Annotated in this window: 21 protein-coding genes, 4 tRNA genes and 2 pseudogenes; 16 read left to right on the top strand and 11 right to left on the bottom strand. The window is 63.8% G+C overall.

The genetic code is table 11. The features are described 5' to 3' along the window. Positions 1-2: 2 nt before the first annotated feature. On the bottom strand, positions 3-500 hold the full coding sequence (gene ybaK / locus NQ038_RS03195; protein WP_257048865.1) for a Cys-tRNA(Pro) deacylase: 498 nt from the start codon (positions 498-500) through the stop codon (positions 3-5). Positions 501-642: 142 nt separating this feature from the next. After that, positions 643-999 (bottom strand): metallopeptidase family protein, encoded by a 357-nt coding sequence (locus tag NQ038_RS03190; protein ID WP_257048867.1) that lies wholly within the window; start codon positions 997-999, stop codon positions 643-645. A 171-nt stretch (positions 1,000-1,170) separates the two neighbouring features. Here NQ038_RS03190 and NQ038_RS03185 point away from each other — a divergent pair. From NQ038_RS03185 to NQ038_RS03170, 4 genes are all read left to right on the top strand, one after another. After that, positions 1,171-1,243: transfer RNA gene (locus NQ038_RS03185), tRNA-Glu, on the top strand. Between the two features lie 34 nt (positions 1,244-1,277). Continuing rightward, positions 1,278-1,351, top strand: a tRNA-Asp gene (locus tag NQ038_RS03180). A gap of 53 nt (positions 1,352-1,404) precedes the next feature. Beyond that, a tRNA-Phe gene (locus NQ038_RS03175) sits at positions 1,405-1,477 on the top strand. Positions 1,478-1,522: 45 nt separating this feature from the next. Then, positions 1,523-1,599 (top strand) — tRNA-Asp (locus tag NQ038_RS03170). 70 nt (positions 1,600-1,669) lie between these two features. Here the strand turns inward: NQ038_RS03170 and NQ038_RS03165 are convergent. From NQ038_RS03165 to NQ038_RS03155, 3 genes are all read right to left on the bottom strand, one after another. Further along, positions 1,670-2,380, bottom strand: a complete 711-nt coding sequence (locus NQ038_RS03165; RefSeq protein ID WP_257048868.1) for a DUF3152 domain-containing protein — start codon at positions 2,378-2,380, stop codon at positions 1,670-1,672. Between the two features lie 14 nt (positions 2,381-2,394). After that, entirely contained in the window at positions 2,395-3,924 is a 1,530-nt protein-coding gene (locus NQ038_RS03160; RefSeq protein ID WP_257061858.1) for a DUF5129 domain-containing protein, read from the bottom strand. 82 nt (positions 3,925-4,006) lie between these two features. Beyond that, on the bottom strand, positions 4,007-4,720 hold the full coding sequence (locus NQ038_RS03155) for an acyl-CoA thioesterase (RefSeq protein ID WP_373456771.1): 714 nt from the start codon (positions 4,718-4,720) through the stop codon (positions 4,007-4,009). Between the two features lie 287 nt (positions 4,721-5,007). Here NQ038_RS03155 and NQ038_RS03150 point away from each other — a divergent pair, with 287 nt between their 5' ends. The 7 genes from NQ038_RS03150 (at position 5,008) to NQ038_RS03120 (ending at position 13,084) form a co-directional block, all read left to right on the top strand. Beyond that, positions 5,008-5,661 carry a LuxR C-terminal-related transcriptional regulator gene (locus NQ038_RS03150; protein WP_257061856.1) on the top strand — a complete coding sequence of 218 codons (654 nt, stop codon included), beginning with the start codon at positions 5,008-5,010 and terminating at the stop codon, positions 5,659-5,661. 81 nt (positions 5,662-5,742) lie between these two features. Further along, positions 5,743-6,588: a helix-turn-helix domain-containing protein gene (locus NQ038_RS03145; RefSeq protein ID WP_257061855.1), complete on the top strand. Its 846-nt coding sequence runs from the start codon at positions 5,743-5,745 to the stop codon at positions 6,586-6,588. Between the two features lie 53 nt (positions 6,589-6,641). Beyond that, positions 6,642-7,625, top strand: a complete 984-nt coding sequence (locus NQ038_RS03140; RefSeq protein ID WP_257061853.1) for a helix-turn-helix transcriptional regulator — start codon at positions 6,642-6,644, stop codon at positions 7,623-7,625. 44 nt (positions 7,626-7,669) lie between these two features. After that, complete coding sequence (locus NQ038_RS03135) at positions 7,670-9,466, top strand: VWA domain-containing protein (protein ID WP_257061848.1); 1,797 nt, start codon at positions 7,670-7,672, stop codon at positions 9,464-9,466. 136 nt (positions 9,467-9,602) lie between these two features. Beyond that, positions 9,603-11,387, top strand: a complete 1,785-nt coding sequence (locus NQ038_RS03130; protein ID WP_257048875.1) for a VWA domain-containing protein — start codon at positions 9,603-9,605, stop codon at positions 11,385-11,387. After that, positions 11,371-12,084 carry a hypothetical protein gene (locus NQ038_RS03125; protein ID WP_257048876.1) on the top strand — a complete coding sequence of 238 codons (714 nt, stop codon included), beginning with the start codon at positions 11,371-11,373 and terminating at the stop codon, positions 12,082-12,084. The genes NQ038_RS03130 and NQ038_RS03125 overlap by 17 nt, the downstream gene beginning before the upstream one ends. After that, positions 12,071-13,084 carry a hypothetical protein gene (locus NQ038_RS03120; protein ID WP_257048877.1) on the top strand — a complete coding sequence of 338 codons (1,014 nt, stop codon included), beginning with the start codon at positions 12,071-12,073 and terminating at the stop codon, positions 13,082-13,084. Before NQ038_RS03125 ends, NQ038_RS03120 begins: the two co-directional genes overlap by 14 nt. Here NQ038_RS03120 and NQ038_RS03115 read toward each other — a convergent pair. Beyond that, on the bottom strand, positions 13,056-13,820 hold the full coding sequence (locus tag NQ038_RS03115) for an IS6-like element IS6100 family transposase (RefSeq protein WP_001389365.1): 765 nt from the start codon (positions 13,818-13,820) through the stop codon (positions 13,056-13,058). The two genes, NQ038_RS03120 and NQ038_RS03115, sit on opposite strands and share 29 nt — an antisense overlap. A gap of 174 nt (positions 13,821-13,994) precedes the next feature. Between NQ038_RS03115 and NQ038_RS03110 the strand changes: the two genes are divergently transcribed. Then, entirely contained in the window at positions 13,995-14,564 is a 570-nt protein-coding gene (locus NQ038_RS03110; protein ID WP_092919881.1) for a CDP-alcohol phosphatidyltransferase family protein, read from the top strand. Positions 14,565-14,585: 21 nt separating this feature from the next. Here NQ038_RS03110 and NQ038_RS03105 read toward each other — a convergent pair whose 3' ends face one another. After that, complete coding sequence (locus NQ038_RS03105) at positions 14,586-15,803, bottom strand: beta-ketoacyl synthase (protein WP_197077862.1); 1,218 nt, start codon at positions 15,801-15,803, stop codon at positions 14,586-14,588. 59 nt (positions 15,804-15,862) lie between these two features. Here NQ038_RS03105 and NQ038_RS15555 point away from each other — a divergent pair, with 59 nt between their 5' ends. Both NQ038_RS15555 and NQ038_RS03095 read left to right on the top strand, forming a co-directional pair. Beyond that, positions 15,863-16,477 (top strand): TetR/AcrR family transcriptional regulator C-terminal domain-containing protein, encoded by a 615-nt coding sequence (locus tag NQ038_RS15555; protein WP_049620400.1) that lies wholly within the window; start codon positions 15,863-15,865, stop codon positions 16,475-16,477. A 963-nt stretch (positions 16,478-17,440) separates the two neighbouring features. Next, the gene (locus tag NQ038_RS03095) at positions 17,441-18,292 is read left to right on the top strand and encodes a putative RNA methyltransferase (protein WP_010889964.1); all 852 of its coding nucleotides are present in this window, start codon (positions 17,441-17,443) and stop codon (positions 18,290-18,292) included. Between the two features lie 47 nt (positions 18,293-18,339). Here the strand turns inward: NQ038_RS03095 and tet(Z) are convergent, their stop codons facing one another. Continuing rightward, entirely contained in the window at positions 18,340-19,533 is a 1,194-nt protein-coding gene (gene tet(Z) / locus NQ038_RS03090) for a tetracycline efflux MFS transporter Tet(Z) (RefSeq protein ID WP_114950139.1), read from the bottom strand. Positions 19,534-19,571: 38 nt separating this feature from the next. Here tet(Z) and NQ038_RS03085 point away from each other — a divergent pair, with 38 nt between their 5' ends. Further along, positions 19,572-20,171, top strand: coding sequence for a TetR/AcrR family transcriptional regulator C-terminal domain-containing protein (locus NQ038_RS03085; protein ID WP_010889966.1), 600 nt, complete (start codon positions 19,572-19,574; stop codon positions 20,169-20,171). A gap of 13 nt (positions 20,172-20,184) precedes the next feature. On the opposite strand, the gene NQ038_RS03080 is transcribed toward NQ038_RS03085, so the two are convergent. Both NQ038_RS03080 and NQ038_RS15550 read right to left on the bottom strand, forming a co-directional pair. Then, positions 20,185-20,865 (bottom strand): TetR/AcrR family transcriptional regulator, encoded by a 681-nt coding sequence (locus tag NQ038_RS03080; protein WP_049620402.1) that lies wholly within the window; start codon positions 20,863-20,865, stop codon positions 20,185-20,187. An 87-nt stretch (positions 20,866-20,952) separates the two neighbouring features. After that, a pseudogene (locus tag NQ038_RS15550) lies at positions 20,953-21,150 on the bottom strand (GntR family transcriptional regulator); the annotation flags it as partial. Between the two features lie 30 nt (positions 21,151-21,180). Between NQ038_RS15550 and NQ038_RS03075 the strand changes: the two are divergent. Then, positions 21,181-21,636: an NAD(P)-binding protein gene (locus tag NQ038_RS03075; RefSeq protein WP_083078715.1), complete on the top strand. Its 456-nt coding sequence runs from the start codon at positions 21,181-21,183 to the stop codon at positions 21,634-21,636. A gap of 157 nt (positions 21,637-21,793) precedes the next feature. Here NQ038_RS03075 and NQ038_RS03070 read toward each other — a convergent pair. Next, positions 21,794-22,108, bottom strand: a pseudogene (locus NQ038_RS03070) (transposase); the annotation flags it as partial. Between the last annotated feature and the right edge of the window lie 246 nt (positions 22,109-22,354).

Genomic DNA, 22,354 nt, shown 5'->3' with positions numbered 1-22,354 from the left:
CCCTAGTCGAGCGTGGCGATCTTCGCGCAGGTCGCGTTGGTGATCTCCAGGAAGGCCGTCGGGGTCAGTTCGATGTCCAGGCCGCGCCGGCCCCCGGACACGAAGATCGTCTCATGGTCCTTGATCGTGTGGTCGGCCACCACCAGCAGCTGCTTGCGTTGGCCCAGCGGGCTGACCCCGCCCGCCACATAGCCGGTGGTCCTTTCGGCCTCGGCCAGACCCGCCAGTTCTGCGCGCTTGCCGCCGGCCGCCTGGGCCAGGGCCTTGAGGTCGAGCTGACCCGACACCGGCACGATCGCGTTGACCAGTGCGCCGTCGACGGAGATGACCAGCGTTTTGAACACGCGATCGGCGGACACGCCCAGCGCATGAGCGGCTTCCGGCCCGTACTGGCGCACATTCGGATCGTGCTCGAACTCATGCACCTCATAGGCCATTCCCGAGGCATTGAGAATGCGCAGAGCGGGTGTGGCTCCCCCGCGGGATCGTGTTGCAGTCACTGGCTACCTCCGCTTCGGGCTCGGATTACTCGGCCGCCTCGGCGATCCGGTTTTCGGCCCGAATGTAGAATCACTCGTTTCCTAGCTGCTTGAAACTCTAAGCGACGTGGCGGACACGGACAAAATCGCGTCATTCGGTGTATTAGCCCCAACCCAGCTCGTGCAGGCGGTCTTCGTCGACACCGAAGTGATGGGCGATCTCGTGGACGATGGTAATGAAGATTTCATCGGCCAGTTCTCCCTCGTCGGCACACATCGCGACCAGGTTGTTCTTGAACAGGCTGATGGTGTCCGGCGGCATGAACCCGTAATCGCCCGTCCGCTCCGTGAGGGCGATGCCGTCATAAAGGCCCAGCAGCTCGGGGTCCTCGGGCGGAGCATCGTCGGCGACGAACAGGGCGACATTGTCCATATGCGCTGCGACCTCCGCCGGCAGGCGATCCATGGCGTGGGCCACCAGGTCGTCGAAGAGCTCATCGGAGACGGCGTCAAGATCCATCCGATCAGTCTACGGGCGGCACTCACCTGATGCCTGAAACACCCCTACACGAGTGGTGACAGAGCTCACCCCCGATCGATTTTGCATTAGCGGTTCGTTTCGGGATAAGCTTACGGAGGTTCAAGCGAACAGGGCGTAAATGCCTGGTTAGCTCGAACAGGAGAAATCCGGGCCCCCATCGTCTAGCGGCCTAGGACACCGCCCTTTCACGGCGGCGACACGGGTTCAAATCCCGTTGGGGGTACGACTGGAACGGAAGTTCCAGACAATAGAATAATGGCCCTGTGGCGCAGTTGGTTAGCGCGCCGCCCTGTCACGGCGGAGGTCGAGGGTTCAAGTCCCTTCAGGGTCGCGAAGACGTGGTTCTTCTTCAGAAGAGCTCGTTTTCACGAGAAAATTGAATATGGCTCTGTAGCTCAGTTGGTAGAGCGTTCGACTGAAAATCGAAAGGTCACCGGATCGACGCCGGTCGGAGCCACTGCTTCTTCGAAGCAATCGCCCCTTGTGGGCACAAGTGAATAATGGCCCTGTGGCGCAGTTGGTTAGCGCGCCGCCCTGTCACGGCGGAGGTCGAGGGTTCAAGTCCCTTCAGGGTCGCCATTTCACGATGGGCCCGGTTCTTCGGAACCGGGCCCATTTTCATTTCCGCCTCCTGCACCACAGGTTTCTCCTACTTCACTGCGGGCCAGCCGTTCGGCTTGCATCCGTGTAGCCCCTTGGTCTGCTGCATCATCAACGGCGCGGTCCGGCCCTTGCCTCCGCAATAGGCGTGGCCATGTCCCAGGGCGTGGCCGACCTCGTGATTGACCAGATACTGCCGGTACTGGGTCAAGGAGCCGAACCCCTTTGCGGCTCCAACCCACCGGCGCGCGTTGAAGATGACATTGCGGCCGTTGCGACACGACAGCTTGCCCACCGTATTCAATGGCAGGCACATCCGGTCGGTGGTGTCGGGACTGGCGATATTGACCACGACATCGGCTGTTGCCGCCTTGGGCACCAGGGCGAAGCGCACTCCGTCCAGCTGCTGCCAGCTCCGCTTATCGCGCAGGGTGGCCATGATGAAGCCGGTGGCCTCGGCCCCGTCGATCGGCAGATTCGACTCCACGCGGACGGCCACATCGACCCGGCGACCCTTCCCCCTGGCCTTGGAGCCCTTGTGCACCGCCTGCCATTTGCCGCTGCCGTGGGCCGGGATCTTCGGCGCGGCAACGGGCGTCGGGGCCGCGGCGGTGGGCGTGGCCGGCGCGGACGATGCCCGAGTCGATGCAGCCGTGGACTCCCCCGCCCCCGTTCGCCCGGAACCGGGCTCACCGGAACCCGCGCAGCCGGTCAGCACTGCCAGGACCAGCACGGCCACCGCCGCGGCACCCCTTCTCATTCCCCGCACTGTGCTCAGAACCTCGAAGAACTGCCGGAACCGGAGAAACCGCCGCCGGAGGAGCCGTAGCCGGTTGACGAACCCGATGAGGACGACGAGCTCTGCTGCGCGCGCTGATAGTTGTGCTGACCGTTGACGTAGCCGATCATGAAGGCAGTGGGGGTGGAGAAGTATGGACGGTCGTAATAGCCGGTGATCGACCGCGAGGCCCCATTTGCCCGGCTCTGCTCCTTGTCGATCGCCTTCGAGATGTAGCGGCCGGCCCCTCCCGCATATGCGGTGCCCCGCGCCTGTAGTTCCTGGGTCTGTGCGCTCAAGCGCTTCCGCAGATCCGCGATCCGGTCCAGGCACTGCACGATGTTCTCGCCGCCCCCTTCTATTCCGGAGCGTCTGATGTCCTCGAGTTCGGCCTCGCCGGCGGCTCCGAAGCGTTTGAACTCCTCCGCCCGCTGCACGCCGACGCGGTTGGCCAACCGCGGATCGGCGAAACCGCGCAGGGCCCGGCCCGTCTCGTTGATCTCCTCGGTCCAGATCTGTTCCCAGCTGGAGTCGCGGTTGTAGAGCACGATGGCGTTCTGGAGCATATGCGTGGCATCCACGATGGTGTCGACGTTTCCGGCGAAATCCTTCAGCCGCGAGGTCATCCGGCCGTTGACGGGACTGATCACGGGCCAGGCGAAGGAGTTGAGTGCCGTGCGCTGGCTCAGGCTGTCATCGTAGATGCGCAGAACCTCCCCGGCGGTGGCGCGGATCTTCTCCCCCAGGCCGACGTCGGGGATCTCCTGCGCGGCGGTGACCCGGTCGTTGACCCCGACCGTGGTGGAGTCGAACTTCCCGGCCGCCATCACGAAGCCCTTGCGCAACAGCAGCGTGCCCGCACCGTTGAGGGCGAAGGCGACGACGAAGATACCCGGGATGATGAGGGCCAACAGTGGCGTCTTATACCAGGGCCGGGCCATCAAGTCCGCTGCCGCCCTGGTGACCTGCACGGCGCCCTCGGTCCAGTCCATCCGCTTGAAGGCATCCGATCCGGCCTGCTGAATCTTCTTCTCCCGATCGTGCCCGTCGCCCGACTCCACCCGAACGTCCTCGCCGAAGTAGGTCCCGACCTGGCCGGAGCCGGTCACCTCATTGCTCTCCACCGAAACGGTGAGGATGAAGGTGCCGTCCGCCCACTTCCTCCCGTCCGGTGACAGCAGATTCATATCGGGATTGGAGCGGGCCCACTTCAGGGTCTCCTCGTTGAGCTTGTCCGCATAATCCCCCGTGCGGAACCAGACGACCACACGAACCGGCCGGTGGAATCGCAGCTTCCCGACCTCTTCCTTGAGCAGGGTGGGATCCGCTGCATCAGCCTGTTCGACCACCTCGACTGAACTGGGCGCTGCCGTCGGCCTGGCCATCACCGCCCACCCGATGCCCAGCGCGACGAAGACCACTGCGAGCGCAAAGGAGGCCCACGCAGACAACCTCGCCCGACGGGCGAAGGGCGCATCCGTAGTCGATTCGGGTGAGGCCTGCGAGTTCGAAGCGGAAGCGGTCATGGCCCCAGCCTACTTGGCCGTTCCCCTTATGTGCGCGAGGCCACCGTGGATACCCGGGGGCCGCGCCAAGCCCGTGGGTTCTTCAGGCCTTGTAGTAGCACAGTTGAGTAGTGGTCGCCAGCAGGCTGCCGTCGGCTCCCCAGATCTGCGCGCGCTGATCGGCCAGGCCGGAGAAGAATTGGGTGGCCCGCACCGTGCACAGCAGATACTCCCCCTGCTCTGCCAGCACGTCCGGGCCCGCATGGAAGTAACTGGTCAGGGTGACGGTGCCGGCGGGGACCGCGCGGCCCAGACGGTTGAAGATCCGGGGTCCGAAGATATCGCAGGCCGAGGCCAGGGCCGGATAGTCCCAGCCCCGTGGACGGGCGTGGCGCACCCAGACGGTGGTGGTCGAATCGGGCGAGGCCTCGGCGCCGTCGACGGGGAACGCTCCCGTTACGAAGCGCATCTCGTAGTTGTCCAGCCAGGCGAGGCCGCGCACGGGCTTCGCCACGGGGACCTCCGCGGGCGCCGGTGCCACCGGTCCGGTTACCTCCAAGTCCGTCCAGCCACCCCGTTCGACAGCGGTCAGAGCGGAGCCGGTGAGCACGGTGGACCCGTTCTGTTCGACCGTGCACGTCCAGTGCTGGTTCGAGTTGTTCGTGCGCACGGGCGTCCGATGCAGCTCGTAGGAGCCATCGGCGACGGGCGCCGCGTAGTTCAGGGTCAGCGCGACCGGTCTGCCGTGGACCCGCTGATCACGTTCGATGGCCGCGACGACGGTGGCCGCGGTCGCTCCGCCATAGGGTCCGACCATGTTCGCAAACGCTGGATCAGTGGCTGCCCGGACAGTATCGACATCGACGTCCGACGTCCCGATGACCCGGTCAAGGGGGTGCGCATCCGCACGAGCATCATTCATGTCCTCAGCTTAACGAACGATCCACATATATCCCCGTTCGCAGTTTCAATAGTTTCGGTTTTTCCGATTCGAAGCGGATTCAGGCGTTCCAGCACTCGACCGGGTACACACTGGCCCTACACCAGCACTACTCGCAGTCTCCACCGTCCTGGCAGGAGCGGCACCACCTCCGAGAGGCCACCATGGACATCGCACTCGTCGACACCCACCATTCGTATATCCGCGCAGCCGTCGTTGCCGCCGCCGGCGAGCTCCCGCAGCTGACCTTCATCGGTGGCTTCCCCACCGTGGCCGAACTCCTGGCCGGTTCCCCGTGCCCTGGCATCGTGGTCCTCGGTTTGAATGTCAACGACGAAATCCTGCCGCAGGACAATGTGAGCAGACTGCGGCGGGCCGGCGCAGTGGTCATCGCACTGATCGGCGATGAGGATCCCTACCGGCGGCGTGCGCTTCGCGATTGCGATCTGATCGGGGTGGTGAGCAAGGCCGAACCCGTGACCGCACTGACCCTTGCCCTGCAGAGGGCGGCCTCGACCGACAGCCGCGAAGACGCACGTGCCCCGCGTCCGCCGGCTCCGGACGAGCGCTGGCCCCGGGCGGGGCTGTCCCCCAGGGAGACCGAGGTCCTCGCCCACTACGCGCTGGGACACACCGCAGCCTGGATCGCCCATACGCTGAGTATCTCCGAGGGGACGGTCTCCGACCATGTCAAACACATTCGGAGAAAATACCGCGAGGCCGGGCGGCCGGCACACGACAAGGTGGCCCTCTACCAGCGCGCAGTCCAGGACGGTGTGCTGCCCTGCCCAGCACAATCCCCGGAACTGGGGAGATGACGAAGGGAACAGAATCCGGAATAATCGGTTAGGTTCGGATATTTCGAACTTCCTAACAGCAACGCATAACCAGGACGCACCATGACAGAGCCATCTACTCACAAAGACCTGGCACGCGAGTTGCGAGAACTGCGGCTGAGTAAGGGCAATCCCCGGCTCGATGACATCGCGCAGGCCACCGGGCTGTCCCGTACCGTCCTGTCCGACACCTTCAACGGCAAGGGCAGTGTCTCCGACAACACCCTCTACCGTCTGGTCGAGTACTTCAACGCCGATTACGATGACCTGCGGCGCAAACGCGATAGCACGGGTACCGAAGTCCCGCCGGAGTCCCGGGCCCGGCCGACCCCGCCGGCCGGGCCCGCGCACTCGGCCGGGCCGGTACCCGCAGCCGCGCACCCGGCCCCCACCAAGTGGTACCGCCGTCCCCTGACAGCGGGTCCGGCGCTCCTCGCATTGATCCTCACCATAGTCCTGTCCGTCGGGGGTTCGGTCCTGGGCAGCCGCCTGGTCTCCGCGCCGAGCCCCGGGACGAATCTGTTCGCTCCGACGGACCCACTGTTGGAACGCGCCAATGGGGCCGACCCCATGGCCACCAGGTGCAAGGACGACAAGATCATCGCCCTGTCGGAGAAGCGGCGCGGCGAGGATTTTCTGATCGAAATGCTCTACTCGAATCAGTGCATGGCCATGTGGGGCCGGGTCACCCGTTACGACGGCAAGTCGGGTGGGAACTTCGTCGAGATGACGATCTACCCGCAGGGGGATCCCACAAGCGACCGCGCCCAGACCAGGCGCTTCGACAACGCCCAGAGCGTCTACACCCCGATGATCGTCGAACCGGAGATCGACCGGACGGTCTGTGGTGTCGCCACGGTGGGGATCGCGGGGAAGAAGGTGGAACTCGGGCCCCCTGTATGCGCCTGAACCCCTACTCACCCCATCCACCCCGACCACTTTCAGGCCCAAGGACCTCCGCGATGACACAGCAACGACCTTCGACCCCGGATACCCCAGAGGCGAGCAGAGACGACCGAGCCTCGCTGGCCTACGACCTGCGCGTGCTGCGGATGAGGGGCGGCGACCCCGTACTCGCGAAGATCGCGACCAAGGTCGAGCTGTCGAACGCCACGCTCTCCGCTGCGTTCAACGGTAGTTCCCTGCCTTCGGAGAAGACGCTCTACCGACTTGCCCGGTACTTCGAGGTGAGTCCACAACCACTGTTGCGCAAACGCGCCCGAATCCTGGCCGCAGAGGGACGGACCCGGCAGACGGATGCCGAAGGTGTCCAGCCGGGTATCGACCCGGCCACTGCGCCGCCGGCCCAGCCGACCGGTCCGGCACCGGCCCAGCACACCGGCGACGGTGCGCAGGGCAACGGGTTGCCGAAGACACCGCCGGAACCGGCAGAGCCCGAACCACACGGGCGCAGACCGCGGTCGAGGCTCCTGTTCGGCACCGCGATCGCCGCCGGGCTGGTCACCGCGGCCACGATCGGCGGAATCACCGCCATGACACTGAGCCCCGGGACTGCCCGGGATTCGGACGAGCACTCGGAGGCCGTCGGCCTCACCCGGCACATCGACCCCAAGGATGGCGCCGATCCGAGCATGACCACGTGCAGTGGCGATGCCGTGGTCGTGAAGAGGCAGTCCGCGTATGAGGAACAGGTCGAGGTGAAGCTCGTGCACTCGGCCGCCTGCCACGCCTACTGGGGCACCGTGGAACGGTTCGATCAGATCGGGATGAAAACGGGCCAGCGGGTGATCATGCGCATCTTCCCCGGAGCGAACTCCACCGATGCCCGTGCGCTCGAACGGAAGGTGGAGAACAGGCGGAAGGTGACCTCCCCCATGTTGGTGATGACCGGCACCGAACAGCAGGTGTGCGGTCTGGGCAGCGTCACCGTCGACGGCGAGCTCCGCCCGGCCGGCAGTATCCTCTGCGTACCGGCGGCGCAGTGAACGGTTCGGACCGCTGGTCCCGGCCGACCGAATAGAATCATCATGTGACCCCCGACTCAACGACGCGGCACGCGGGCCTCTCAGCCACCGTTACCGCAGCCCTCATCCTCATCCTGATCTGCGGGTTAACCGGTTGCGCGTTCCTGCCCTTCGGCGGCGGAGGATCCGGCGACTCGGCGGACGAGCAGGCGGGAACCTCGGCGCAGGAGGAGACCGCCCCGCCGCCCGAGCCGATCCCCACTGCCATCGTGCTCGACGCCTCGGGCTCGATGAAGGCCGACGATGCGCCGGGGGTGCGCTTCACCGCCGCGCAGCGTGCCGTGACCAAACTGATCGACTCCCTGCCACCGGAACAACAGGCGGCAGTGCTGGCCTACGGCACCGGCACCGACAGTTCCTTCGCGCAGAAGACAGCCGGCTGCCGGGACGTCAAGACCCTGGCGAAATTCGGCCGGGTGGACAAGGGCAGGGTCAAACGCGCCATCACCGACCTGAAACCGGCCGGTTACACCCCGATCGCCTACTCGCTCAAACAGGCCGCGGCACAGCTGCCGGGCAGCGGACCCAGACAGATCGTGCTGCTGACCGACGGAGTGGACACCTGCTCCGACGACGCCGAGGGCCTCGACCCCTGCCGGGTCGCCCAGGAGCTGGGCGCCGACGGAGACCTGCACATTCATGCGGTGGGCTTCCGGGCCGATGGACCGACGAGCAAGCAGCTGACCTGCCTGGCCGATGAGACCGGTGGGAGCAGCCAGAATGCGCTCAATGGCCCACAGCTGAGCGCGCGCATGGCCGCCGCGCTGAATCGTCCGCTGGCCGACACCAGGCTCTCGCCCGCCGGGTACCACGGATTGACACCGGGGATGACCGCACAGGCGGCCACAGCCGCAGGGCTGGAAGGCGAAATACCTGCCACCGGCCGCGCCGAACTGGCCTACCATGGGGCCACAGTCGTGTTCGAGGACGGAAAACTGCGCGAGATCACCACGTCGACCGCCCGCACCATCGACGGCCTCGCCCCCGGAGACGATATCTCGCAGGCGGAGTCGACGTATAAGAACCCGCACCTGCCCACCCAGGTGGTCGACGGGTCCGCGCGCTACACCGCCGATGCCATCACCGGGACCGGCTACCGCATCGCCTTCACCGGTGCCGATGCGCACACTCCGGGCGCCAATCCGAGCGGCAAGATCACCTCGATCACCCTGTGCGATTGCGCCACGAACGACTCCTACTCCGTCGCCCCTCCGCCCCTGCGGATGTTCCCCGGATGCGAACACCTCACGGGCGACACCTGCCGCACCGTGGACGCAGTCCAGGTCAGGCACCCGGAGAAGGGTCCGCTGACACTGACGATGATGATGGTCTACAACCAGTCATCGAAGAAGTACGGGGATACCGCGGCCACGGGCTTCCTATGGGTGGTCGACGCCGATGGCAAGGTCACCGATCCGATGGGCAGTCCCGCTGCCTCCGTCGCCGACTGCGACCCGCACGCCGAGGGCGGTTGCGGGGAGGCAGTGGGACCGGCCTTCCGCTGGGATGCGGCCGAGGTCGACGAGCACCGCGATTCGTTCAAGTTCTTCACCCCCGAAACCGACCGCGACGGCACCGTGTTCTTCCGCGCACCGGGCGTGAAGAACCCCATCATGTGGAAACCCAGCAGGTACGGGACCACCTACGAGCTGGACGTTCCCGACATCGCAGATTTCCAATTCGACCGGGACACCCTGGCGCTGGGCGATGTGGACCAGAGCGGACACTACGTGCTGAACGCGACCGCGAATGGCACGACCCGCGCATACCATTACGACGGCCATGGGTACGTAACCGAATAGCTGGGCGACCGTCGACTATGGTCTGTGCAGGCCTGTGACCTGGGGTTTTGAAGATTCTGAAAACTTTGGAAAACCAGTATGCCCCGGCGGGCGGAAACCCGGTCGGCGCAGCCGTGGGGTGGAATACGATCACGGGGTGATCCCTCACTTCAAACCCCTGCGTGCGGGCCTCAGCGCCGTCATCGCCGCAGCGCTGGCCTTCGTCCTGCTGGGCCTGACCGGCTGTTCCCTCCTCCCCTTCCCACCCGGCGGCCAGACCTCCGATGGGGCCGCTGACCAGGCCGGGGGAACCGGCGAGGGCCGGCCCGTGCAGGATAAGATCCAGCCGGTCCCCACCGCGATCGTGCTCGACGCATCCGGCTCGATGAAAGCCGAGGACGCACCCGGCCAGCGCTTCGCCGCAGCCAAGCGCGCCGTGCACGGACTGATCGAGAAGATCCCCGAGGGCCAGAGCACCGCATTGCTGACCTACGGGACGGGGACCTCGAACGCGGATTCCGCACAGGCCAAGGGCTGCAAGGACGTCACGACGCTGTTGAAGGCCAAGGCGATCGACAAGAGGGCCTTCGATGCGAAGGTCGATGGGATCAAGCCCTCGGGCTACACTCCCATCGCCCTGGCACTGCAGACCGCGGCGAAGGAGCTGCCCGATTCCGGCGAGCGCTCCATCGTGCTGCTGTCCGATGGCATCGACACCTGCGCCGATCAGGGCGAGAGACTCAACCCGTGCACCGTGGCCAAGGACCTGGGCGCCGACGGCGGCCTGCACATCCACACCGTGGGGTTCCGGGTGGACGGACGGACCAGCAGGCAGCTGTCGTGTCTGTCCGAGGCGACGCAGGGCACCAGCTGGGACGCTGTCAACGACGCCCAGTTGACGACCCGGCTGGCGGCCACCCTGAACCCGGGGCTGACGTCCAAACAGCTCACCCCCGATGGATATGGTGGACTACGCCCGGGCATGAGCGCCGACCAGGCGAAGCAGGCCGCGGACTTCGACGAGGACGTTGCCGGCTCCGGCAGGGTGGAGATCGTCTGGCGTGACTGCACCCTGGTCTTCGTGGACGGGAAGCTCAGCGAGATCATCACCGATAAGGCCACTACCCTTGACGGGGTGAAGGTCGGCGACGACATCTCGGCTGCGGAGAAACTCTACAAGGATCCCGATCTGCCCACCCCCGTGGCCGATGGTGCAGCAACCTACGCTGCGGATCCGATCAACGGCCTGGGCTACCGCATGTACTTCGACGGGGCGGATTCCCACCAGGCGGGTCAGAAGCCCAGCGGCACGATCACCAAGATCGTGCTGTGCCTGTGCGGGACCACCGACTCCTACTCCGTGGCTCCCCCACCGGTGAGCATCTTCCCCGGCTGCACGATCGCGGACAAATGCCGGGTCACCGATGCGATCCAGGTGCAGCATCCGTCCAAGGGCGCATTGACGCTGGCGATGGTGGCTCGGTCCAACACGGGTCCGGCCGGCGAGCCATATGGTTCCTACGGTGCCATCTATGTCGTCGACTCCGCGGGCAAGGTGATGACTACGGAGGGGAAGGTCGCCGGTGTCGACCCTGGCGACACCGGTTCGGCGATGGAAAGCTTCTCACCCCTGGACGAGGTCGCCGAGGACTTCCGCTTCATGCGCCCCGCAACGGATAGATCCGGCTGGATCTTCGGAAAGTCTCTGCACTTGGACGGCACTCAGGCTCTGTCGCTGAAGATGGAGAAGAACGGCTACTTCACCAGGACGGACAGCACCGTCATCGACTGGGACCAGATCCAGTTCGAGGGAGAAGCCGACATGGACTGGAACGGAATCGATTCGCGTGGCTACTACCGCATCAAGGTCGTGGCAAAGGAAGAGAATCCACAGACCTATATCTGGCACAGGAAGGGAGATGGATATGTCCTCGAGAACTGAGCCCCACCCTTTGTGTCGTGCGACGCGGGCATTCCGCCTGCCCAGCATCCTCCTCGCCCCGGCACTGGCTCTGGGCGGATGCGGTGCATTCGCCTCGACCGGTAGTGCCGACGACGCGACCTCGCCCATCAGCTCTGTCGCCGGTCCCGCCGGGGTCGAGGCCACAGCCGGGCAGGCGCGGCCCGTCGACCCGCCGGCGGCCTCGGCGATCGAGGGGTGCACGGAGGACAGCTGTGAGCTCGCCGATGCGGTGGAATACCAGCACGAGTCCAAGGGCCTCTTGACCGTGGTCCTCTACGTCGACGGGCGCGAGAGCGTGGACCCCTCCGAGAAGTGCCGGATCGCGGTCCTGGCCGATGACCAGACCGTGCAGATCGTGCCGATCCTGTGGGGCAACACCTTCGACCTGACCGGCGCGGAACTCGCCAATGCCTTCCACTTCCTGTCCCCCGCCGCCGACGCCACGAAACGGCTGTTCATCAAATCCCCCGTGCTCGACGGAGGCACCGCCGACGGTCTGATCCCCATGGCGAACGGTTACTTCCAGCCCCTGGACATCTCCGAGTTGCCCGAGGCCGACGATTTGGACGAGGACTCCGACGTGCGGTGGGGACCCTTGGACGATCGGGGCTATTACACGCTGAAGGTGAACTCGCAGACCGCACGCTGGAATGGTAAGGCGTATGTCCTCGAATAACGACGACACCGGCACTGCGGGAGAGCCGGGGGCCGGGTCCGGGCTGCCACAGTGGTCGCTGCCCCAGTCCGAGTCCGAACACTATGAGGTTCCGGACCACCCCCATGCCGCCGCGCCGACTTCCGGCTCTCCCCAGCGGCCCTTCCAACCGACCGGCATGGGAACTCCGACCGGCGTCCCTACGGCGACCACCGTGCCGGCAACGTCCGCGGTGCCCGCCGACCCCGCACCACGCAAACGCCGCAGGCTGCTCCTCGTCTCCGCGCTCGCCGGGGTGGTGGTGCTTCTTCTGGCCGCGACGGGCATCGGCTATCTGTCGGGCCGGGGCTCGCACGTCACCGCCGCGCCCGAGGCCTCCGGGCAGCCCGGTGCCGACGCGAGCGCGCAGGGTTCGACCGACAACTCAGGGCAGGACGCGTCACGCGCCGCCGACGGTGGTCCGGCCGCAGCCTACCCCGGCGGCGCGCCCGCCAAGCGGCATGCGGCGGGCCGGGCCGGGGCCTCGCGCCCGGGAACGTATGCGATGAGCCTGCCGGACAACGGCGCGATCGAACAGTGCAGCAATCTGCAGTGCACGATCGTGGACGCCGTGCGATTCAACCACCCTGTCCTGGGCGCGGTGGAGCTGATCCTCTACCTCCATGATGAGGACGACAACTCGGCGAAGGTCGCGGTCCTCAAGGAGGACGGGGAGTACCTGAGCACGGTGCAGAATCTGGACCTGGATGCGCGTGGCCTGTCGTACTCGGCGGGGAAGGACAAACTGCACTTCCTGCGCATTCCCGTCGACTCGACCGGCATGGTGTTCCTGGTGGTCCCGGGCGAGACCGGGCGGGCCCGAGCCCTGCTGCCCGCGGATTCCCAGACCTCGCCCATGCAGATGTACGACTTCTCCGAAACGGTGGCGCAGTGCCAGGGGCTCTGTTGCAAAGATTGGCGGCAGTCAGAGGTAGGCTGTCGCTCTGCGCCGATCAGGCGGCTGCTGCGAAATGGTGGTTGAGCATGCCCATGGCCTCCGTCAGCGCCGAGGGCCCAATGCCAAAAGCTCTCTCCACAAGGCGCACCTCGCCCCTGATGCCGGGCTGCAGGCACCAGGGGCGAGCCTGTCCTTTGCGCAGGGCTCGCATGACTTCGAATCCCTTGATCGTGGCATAGGCCGTGGGGATCGATTTGAAACCGCGCACCGGCTTGATCAGTATCTTGAGCTTTCCGTGATCGGCCTCGATCACGTTATTGAGATACTTCACCTGCCGGTGGGCCGTCTCCCGGTCCAGCTTTCCTTCGCGCTTCAATTCGGTGATCGCTGCACCATAGCTCGGCGCTTTGTCGGTATTGAGCGTGGCAGGCTTTTCCCAGTGCTTCAGGCCTCGCAGGGCCTTGCCCAGGAACCGCTTCGCTGCCTTGGCGCTGCGGGTCGGCGACAGGTAGAAATCGATCGTGTCGCCCCGCTTGTCGACTGCCCGGTACAGGTAGGTCCACTTGCCCCGCACCTTGACGTAGGTTTCATCCAGGCGCCAGCTCGGATCAAAGCCACGCCGCCAGAACCAGCGCAGCCGCTTCTCCATCTCCGGGGCGTAGCACTGGACCCAGCGATAGATCGTCGTATGGTCGACCGAAATGCCGCGTTCCGCCAGCATTTCCTCAAGGTCGCGATAGCTGATCGGATAGCGACAATACCAGCGCACCGCCCACAGGATCACATCACCCTGGAAATGGCGCCACTTGAAATCCGTCATCGTTCCGTCCGTCCAATCTCCGCCAAGCATGCTCAAGCTTCACGATTTTTGCAACAGAGCCGTCGGGAGCGCCCTCCTTGACGCCGTCGAACAATTCACACTCCCAACTCTGGCAGTCCTCGCCATTGTCGTGACGGGCTGGCTGCTTATTCGCTACCGAAAGAGAGTCCACCCATGAATCGCACCACAGACAGCAAGCGCCCTCGCGACTGGGCGACGATCCCCAACGCCGTCACGCTGCTCCGGTTTGCGCTCGTCGCCCCGGTCGCGGTCCTCCTCGTGGACGGCTCGCGACCAGTGCTCGCCGTGGTACTCCTGGCGATCTTCGGGGCTAGTGATTGGGTCGACGGCGCCCTCGCCCGCAAGCTCGGCCAGACCAGCAAGACCGGTGCCGTGCTCGACCCGGTCGCTGATCGTATCGGTGTGGCCGTGATCGCATTGGCACTTGTCATGGCTGGCCACGTTTCCATCTGGGTTGCGCTCGGCATCGCAGCGGTAGATGTAGCGCTGGGTGTGACCTACCTGATGGTCCGCCCCAGCCATGCTCCCGAAGTGTCATGGATCGGAAAGATTCGCACGGCCGTCCTGATGGCAGGCATTCTGCTCGTCGGACTCGGAGCGATCCCGAACCTCCATCTATTCGGCGTCGCCGGTCAAGCATTCTGCGTCATCGGAGCAGCTCTCCACCTCCTCGCAGGAATCGGCTACCTCTCTTCCATCATGTGCGGCCCCCGCAAAGCATAAGATTGCCTCGGAGGAATGGTTCTATGCTGAGCAGATTGCGAGCGTCACATTCTGTCCGCCGAACCCAAAGGAGTTGCTGACCGCTGCCCCGACCCGAGTGCGGAGAGCCTCCGTGACCACGTCAAGATGAATCTCGGGATCAATACTTTGAAGGTTGGCAGTCGCGGGAATGATCCCTGATTCAATGGTTCGTGCCGTGATGATCGCTTCGACGGCTCCCGCCCCTCCGACCAAGTGCCCGAGCGCACCCTTCGGGGCGGTGACGTTGATGTCTTCCCCAAAAACTTCAACGAGCGCCTGTGCTTCAGCGCGATCCCCGACGACTGTCCCGGTCGCGTGGGCATTCACATGGTCAATGTCGTTCACCGTGAGATCACCCACTGTGAGTGCCTTGCGAATGGCGCGGACCTGCCCATGTCCGCTTGGTTCGGTGCCGGTGATGTGGTGCGCGTCCGCGGTGATGCCCCAACCGGCGAGCCAGGCGTGGACGCGGGCACCGCGTGCGGCAGCGTGCCTCTCACTCTCAAGGATTACGATCCCGGCACCCTCACCCAGCACGAAGCCTCTACGGTTGGCGTCGAATGGGCGGGAAAGACACGTGACGTCGCCGCCGTCGGGCTTCGCGAGCGCTTGCGCTTGCGCGAAGCCCGCCAGAGTAAGCGGGGTGATTGCCGCTTCAACACCACCTGCAATTACCGCATCCGCCTCGCCAGCCTCGATGAGTCGTGCTCCCAAGGCGATAGCCTCGGCTCCGGATGCGCAGGCCGAAGACGGAGTGTACACACCGGCCTTCGCGGAGTACTCGATACTGATCTGAGCCGAGGCACCGTTGGGCATCAGCATGGGCACGGCGCGTGGAGAAACACGACGCGCACCCCGGCTCTCGAGCACGTCATCCTGCTCAAGGAGTGTCTCTACGCCACCAACACCAGTGCCCACTGCGACAGCCAGACGTTCGGGGTCTATGTCGCAAAGGCCTGCATCAAGCCATGCCTCTCTGGTCGCAGCAAGCGCTAACTGCTGGCTGCGGTCAAGCTGCCGTGCGCGAACGCGACTGAGCACCACTTCGAGATCAGTCGTTACCGGAGCGGCGACACGCACCGGGAGACTGGCCCATGTGTCGCCGAGGCCGTCGAGTTCACAAATGCCAGAGCGCCCCTCAAGCAACCCGGACCACAGGGCTTCTACATCAGCCCCCAGCGGGGTTACCGCCCCGTACCCCGTCATTGCAATTCGCATCAAGACTCTCCCTAACTTGTATGATGATCAAGTTGAACTGTATCACATACAATTGATGCGTGAGCGATAAGAACCAGCGCAAGCAAGTGGTGCGAGGAGCGGGCACGCGCCGTAGAATTCGTGCCGCAGCAATGACGCTCTTCACAGACCGCAAGTTTGTAGAGGTCACAATGAGCGAGTTGGCAAAGGCGGCTGGGGTGTATCCCAACCAGATCACTCATCACTTTGGGTCCAAGGATGCACTGTACGTTGATGTCGCATTCGGGTTGCTTCTGCGAGATACGGAGCGGCTGCAGAAAGCCGGGCGTAGAGCCAGCACGCCGGATGCCATGAAGCGAGTCCTTGCCCGAACTGCTCTGACCATGCCGTCAATAACGGTTGTAGTGAGCGCCCTCGCACTCGCGCGCGGGAACCCCACGCTGCAGCCAGAAGTTGAAGCTGGACTCAATGTCCTGTTTCGCCAGTCAGAGCAGTTCTTAGTAAGAAAGCTATGGGAGCAGCACTGGACGATAGACCAAGACATCGACCGCGCCACGAAAACCTTTTGGAGCGCCGTTTTCGGGGCTGTGATCATCTCCCAGGCCGGTTTTCCCGGAGGTCCCTCATCGGTCGATGTGGCCGCCACATTGTCCATTCACGCCGCTGATGAAGCGCAAAGAGGTGATGCTGAATGAACAGCTACGCGAACGACTCTTGCCAGCGAATGATTCCACAAACAGCTGACCGTGTTCGTGCTCGCTAGCTATTCGCCCTCGCACTATCTAACAGAGCACGAAGTCGCCCGCGGGTACGGGCTCGTCGAATATCTAAATCAGCTTGTCCCGAATTGAACTGCGCGACGGTCGAGCAAGAGATCGGGCAACTTCGTGTGACACAATTGGATACACCGACATTTCACGGCGCCGTGGTGTACGAGGAGATACATGCTAACGGATTTCTTACGAGATCAAGCATTCGCGGTCGCCTGGTTGTCCATGATGGCCGCTGCATGGCTCGGGTGGTCCCAGGAAGACCCCAAACCTCGGCTCCGAGGCGCCCTCGGTACGGGTTCAGTGCTGGGAATGCTTATCGCGATAGCTGCCGGGCTCCTCGTATGGCGCAATTGGACAACACCAACTGCTCTCGAGGGTCGCTATTGGGTGTTTGGTCTCATTGTTCTTGCTGAAGCTGTGCTCATCGGTGTCGGATGTATTTTTCTCGCCCGGCGGGGATTGACTCGCTGGTACGGGTGGTGGATCGGGATATGTGTGGCGTTGCATTTTATTCCCCTGGCATGGATATTCGAAGACTGGTCCTACCTTGTGCTCGCTGTTGTTCAAGTCGCCGGTCTCGTCACCATGTTTCCACCTCTGAAGCGTGGTACGTATGCGACCAGCCGCTGGGCATGCCCCTGGATTGCTTTGACGTTTCTCGTCTTCGCGATTGCGTCCGGAATCATCTTGCTACTTCGCTACGGATACCCCGTGTAAGGCAGTCCTGTACCCGTAAATGTGCAAGACGGCTCCTAAGACTTCAACCAACTTTCCAACTCCGGATCCCACAAGACCGCCGATGACTGTGTGAGAGTCGTTGTCTCGCCCCCAGAAGGCCGAGATCGTCTTTGACACCGTCGTTCGACCGAAGAGAGGTAGACCATCATGTCAGCCCTGGCCGCACCTGGCCTCAGCGCTATCCGTGACTCACTCCGGTGCCCGATCTGCGCCGGTCGCCTCGAACTGACACCGGGGGCACTGCGTTGTCGTCAGCGACACACCTTCAACATCGCTCGGCACGGCTACGTCAGCCTACTGTCTGGGACTAATGCGATCAGCGGGGATGATGCGCCGATGATCCAAGCTCGAGAACGTTTCCTCGCGACCGGCGCCTACGAGCCGATACGCCGGGCCGTCTCGACGATGGTGTCTCATACGATCCCTCGTGATGGCATAGTTCTCGATGTTGGCTGTGGTACCGGCTACTACCTCGCCGGTGCGCTCGACAAAGTGACCGGGGCTCGCGGCCTGGGGCTTGACTCCTCGGTGCGTGCGCTGCGGGTCGCTGCGCGCGTCCACGAGCGAGCAGCCGCAGCGAGCTGGGACGTGTTCCGCCCGTATCCGTTGGCCGACCAGTCGGTGGATGCTGTGCTGAACATGTTCGCTCCGCGCAACCCCGGCGAGTTTCACCGGGTCCTCCGCCCGAACGGCAGCCTGATCGTGGTGCGTCCGACGGTCGACCACCTGGCCGAGTTGCGCCGCGATGTGCCCGACTCGGTGACTATCGATGTTTCCAAGGAGCAACGCCTGCATGACGCCCTGGCACCGTTCTTCGAACAGGAGCGAGATCAACACGTCGGCTACATCGCAGAGATTGAACCGCAAACGGCTCGCGATCTGCTCGGAATGACGCCGAGTGCGCGGCACATCACCCCGGCAGAGGTCTCGGACGACGACCTGCCCGAGCGAGTCACCATATCCGTGCTTGTCAGCTCATACCGGCTACGGGAGACTTGACTGGTGGCAGAGCGATCCCGTCGCATCGGGATGGCACCTTAGCGCGGTTATCGAGATCGCCGTGAGGCGCATGTCTCACGGATCATCAGGAGGGCGCAGAGAACGTAGAGCGCTGCGGCGCAGATCCAGAGGGTGCCGTCTGCATTCGTTCGGGTGAGTGCGAAAATGCCGGTGAAGGTGACCGGGCCGATGATCGAGGTGAGGCTGTTCAGGCTTGCAAGTGTTCCCTGCAGGCGTCCCTGCTGCTGCTCGGGCGCGCGTCTCGAGAGCAGCGTCTGCAGTGCGGGCAACGTGATGCTGCCGAGTCCGAGCGCTGCGAGGATCGGTAGCATCGCCCATGTGCTGGCGATGAGGGCAAGGCCGATGAGCCCAATGGCGTCTGCGGCGATACCGACGAGGATCGCCCGGGTCTCGCCGATCCGGGACACGATGCGTCCGGTCAGTGCCGCCTGCACGAATACTTGCACCATTCCGAAGATGGATAGCGAAACGCCGACTTCGACGGGGTTCCAGTCGAGGCGCTGCTGCGTGAAGAGCACCCAGGTGGAGCCTGGTGCTTGGCCGATGAACTGCACGATGCCGAAGACTGCGAGAAGGATAAGCATCCCCGGCACTGCGGTTCGCTTCGCCGTACCGGGTTGCTGTGCGTGCGAGCCGTTGCTGCCCGGTGGCCGCGTCTCACGCAGAAGACTCGCGCTGAGTACGAGGGTGATTCCGGCGAGCGCGGCGGCGACGAGGAATGGCAGATGCGGTGAGACCCCGCCGAAAAGACCGCCAATGGCGGGACCCGCGATCATGCCACCGCCGTAGCATGCGCCGAGCCACCCGTAGCGTTTTGCGCGCTGATCCGGCGGAGTAATGTCGGCGATCACCGTCGCGGTGACGGCGTTCGTGGCGCCGGTAATGCCTGCAACCGCGCGGGCGAGGTAAAAGACCCACAGCGTGTCCGTCAGTGCGAGCACGAGGTAGTCGATCGTCGCGCCTGCGAGGGAGGCGACAAGCACGCGGCGGCGTCCGAAACGGTCAGAGAGTCGGCCAAGGATCGGGGCGCAAAGAAACTGCATGATCGCATAGAGCGCTGTCAGTAGTCCGACGTGCAGTGGGATCATGTCGTCGGGGGCACCGACCTGGTCGAGAAGGGTAGGCAAGATCGGCATCACGAGGCCCAGCCCTGCAGCATCGAGGGTCGCCGTGATGAGCACGGCTGTCAGGATTCCACGATGAGAGTAGCGAGCAGTCACTTTATCTAAGATAAAGTTATCGATGATAAAGTGCAACTATGACTCACCACCGGAAGCGTCTCGACCGCACGTCCGTGTTGCTCGGGGCCCGGCAGGTGCTCGACGAGACTGGGCTCGATGGCTTCACCACTCGCGCGCTGGCGGCTCACTTACAGGTACAGCAGCCCGGCCTCTACTGGCACTTCCGCACGAAGGCCGAACTCCTCGCAGCGCTGGCGAGCGACGTGCTTGACCGAGAGCATCACGCTTCCTTCCCCGAGTCCGACGAGAAATGGGACGCATTTCTCTTGCGAAACGCAAGAAGTTTCCGCCACGCACTACACGCGGTCCGTGACGGTGCGCGTCTCCACGCTGAGCACCACCGCAGACCATCCGGCGACGACACCGACGAAGGAGCTGAGGCTTCCGGTCAGCAAGTCGGGCTTCTCGTGTCTCAGGGATTCGATGAACAGACAGCCATCAGCATGCTCATCGCGGTCAGCCGATACACCGTCGGTGTCGTACTGGAGGAGCAAACCGCAGAGGTCGGCAATGCGAGCGTTCCTGAACGCGACCGGGAATTCGATTTCGGCCTGACAGCACTGATCGACGGATTCTCTCACTCCCGCACAGCGTCATTGACCTCGAGCGAATCGTGACCTCATTCGACGCTCAGCGGGTTCGCGCGAGACGGGAAAAGATCCCGTCCACCATAAGCGCCAGACCGCGCTCATAGGCACGATCAAGATCGAGGGCATAACCCGAGCCGATCAAGGATTTCAGCGCGGCGTGGTTCTCATTCGAACTGAGTTGCTCGAGTTTGTCGATACGCTCATCGATCCAGGTATCTGCATCGACACCGGTGATAGATTCTGCCTCTGTTTCGGGCTCGAGCAAAATTGCCGTGCCTCGCGCCTGCGTGAAGAGCAGAATGTGCGTCTCCATCGCTTCTTCGGCACTGATACCCGCCCGAGTGAGTGTTCGAATCACCCACTCTGCGAAGACGAGTGCTGCGGGCACTAATTGCGGGCGTGTGACGGAAAGCTGCGGAGCAAGCCACGGATGCCGTCGGAACACTCGCCACAGCTCTCGATGTCCGCGGATCAGATCTTCACGCCAGGTCCCGACTTCATCACCCGCAGACCAATCGCGAAGCGCACGATCCATCATCGCGAAAAGCAGATGTTCCTGGCTCGGGTAGAACCGATATAGCGTGGCCGACCCCATATGGACCACATTCGCGACCCTCCGCATCGAAAGCGAGTCAATACCCTCGACATCGGCGATGGAAACAGCGGCAGTTACGATGCGTTCCGCAACGGCATCATCTGCTTCCGGCACCGGACGCTGCACATGCTGCCGCCGTTGTGGGTGCTGGGGTGCGTCTCGTGAGCTGCGCCCACCCCTTGCCCCTGGTGCCGTTGTCGCGACGACCGTTCCGACACCGGGCACCGGTGTCGCCAGTCCCTCGGATCGCAGTAGTGCGTGCACACGACTGGCCGTTGCAATTGCGACATTCCACGTACCAGTGATCTCCCTGGCAGAAGGAAGCATCTCCCCGGGCCGCAATTCTCCAGCAAATATCTGCGCCCGCAGCTCGGCAGCGATCTCCGCAGATGACGTTCCCACCCTTGCCATCCTGTACTAGAACACCAGCGTTGGCAAGCGATGAGAACCTTGCCATTCCGTCACAGTGGAGCAGGTCTCAGCATCGCTGTACTAGTACGAGCTTGCTCACCATCTCAGGCCTTCCTTAGGTTTGGCGTCATGAATATGAATGAACGACGAGTACTCATCTCTGGCGCAAGCATCGCAGGACTGGCATGCGCCTACTGGCTTCGAAGGCACGGATTCTCCGTCACGATCGTCGAGATCGCTCCCAGCCCAGGGCCCGGCGGTCAAGCCGTCGACCTGCGCGGCGCCGGACGCACAGTCATCGACCGTATGGGGCTGCTCAATGGGGCGCGTGCGATCGGCCTCGAGCAGGCGGGCATGTCCTGGGTCGACGCACACGGCCAGACACGCGCCGCCATGCCGACGGATGCGTTCGGGAGAAGGATTCATCTCGGAGATCGAGATCCTCCGCGGCGATCTCGTCGACCTGCTCTACCAACAGCTCGGTGACGGTATCGAGTGGATCTTCAACGACACCATCACCGAGCTCGCGCAGAGTTCGAACTACGTGAATGTCACGTTCCGTGGCGCACGCCCACAGCGTTTCGATTTCGTCATCGGCGCCGACGGGTCTGCTGAAGGTTTAGTTGACTCGGGTTTCCATTAATTAGGCAGCCAAGTCGACTGCACTTCTCATTATGGCCTCGAATTCCACCGGTGTGAGTTTCCCGAGACCTCGTTGGCGGCGTTTGCGATGATATTTGCCCTCGACCCAGGTCACGATCGCGAGGCGAAGCTCTCGCCTCGTACGCCACGATTGTCTGTCGAGCACGTTCTTTTGCAGGAGGCTAAAGAAGCTTTCCATGGCTGCATTGTCGCCAGCCGCCCCGACTCTGCCCATCGACCCACGGAGTTTGTGCCGCTTCAGTGCTTGCTGGAATTTTCGTGACCTGAATTGACTGCCGCGATCCGAGTGCACTATCCTGGGTTTTTCATGGTGTGGGGTGTCCGGGGTGTGGATGAATAGGTGAAGGTGACCTCTGACCTGGGAAAATAGGACTTGTCTAGAGTTCAATTCCCGCAGAAGAAAGATCACCTTCGAAGTGAAGTCTACCGGCCTGTACCCGCACCCGCACATCGACACTTCCCCCATCCCGGCCATCACCCAAGCCGGTGGCACGGTCCTGACCGACACGATCGATCAGACCGGCCTGGGACGCTACCTCTC

Origin of the sequence: Brevibacterium sp. 50QC2O2 (assembly GCF_024580675.1) — a bacterium.
In the GTDB taxonomy this organism is placed as follows: domain Bacteria; phylum Actinomycetota; class Actinomycetes; order Actinomycetales; family Brevibacteriaceae; genus Brevibacterium; species Brevibacterium moorei.
Note: the sequence above shows the minus strand (reverse complement) of the source record. Positions and strands in the feature narration are given on the sequence as shown.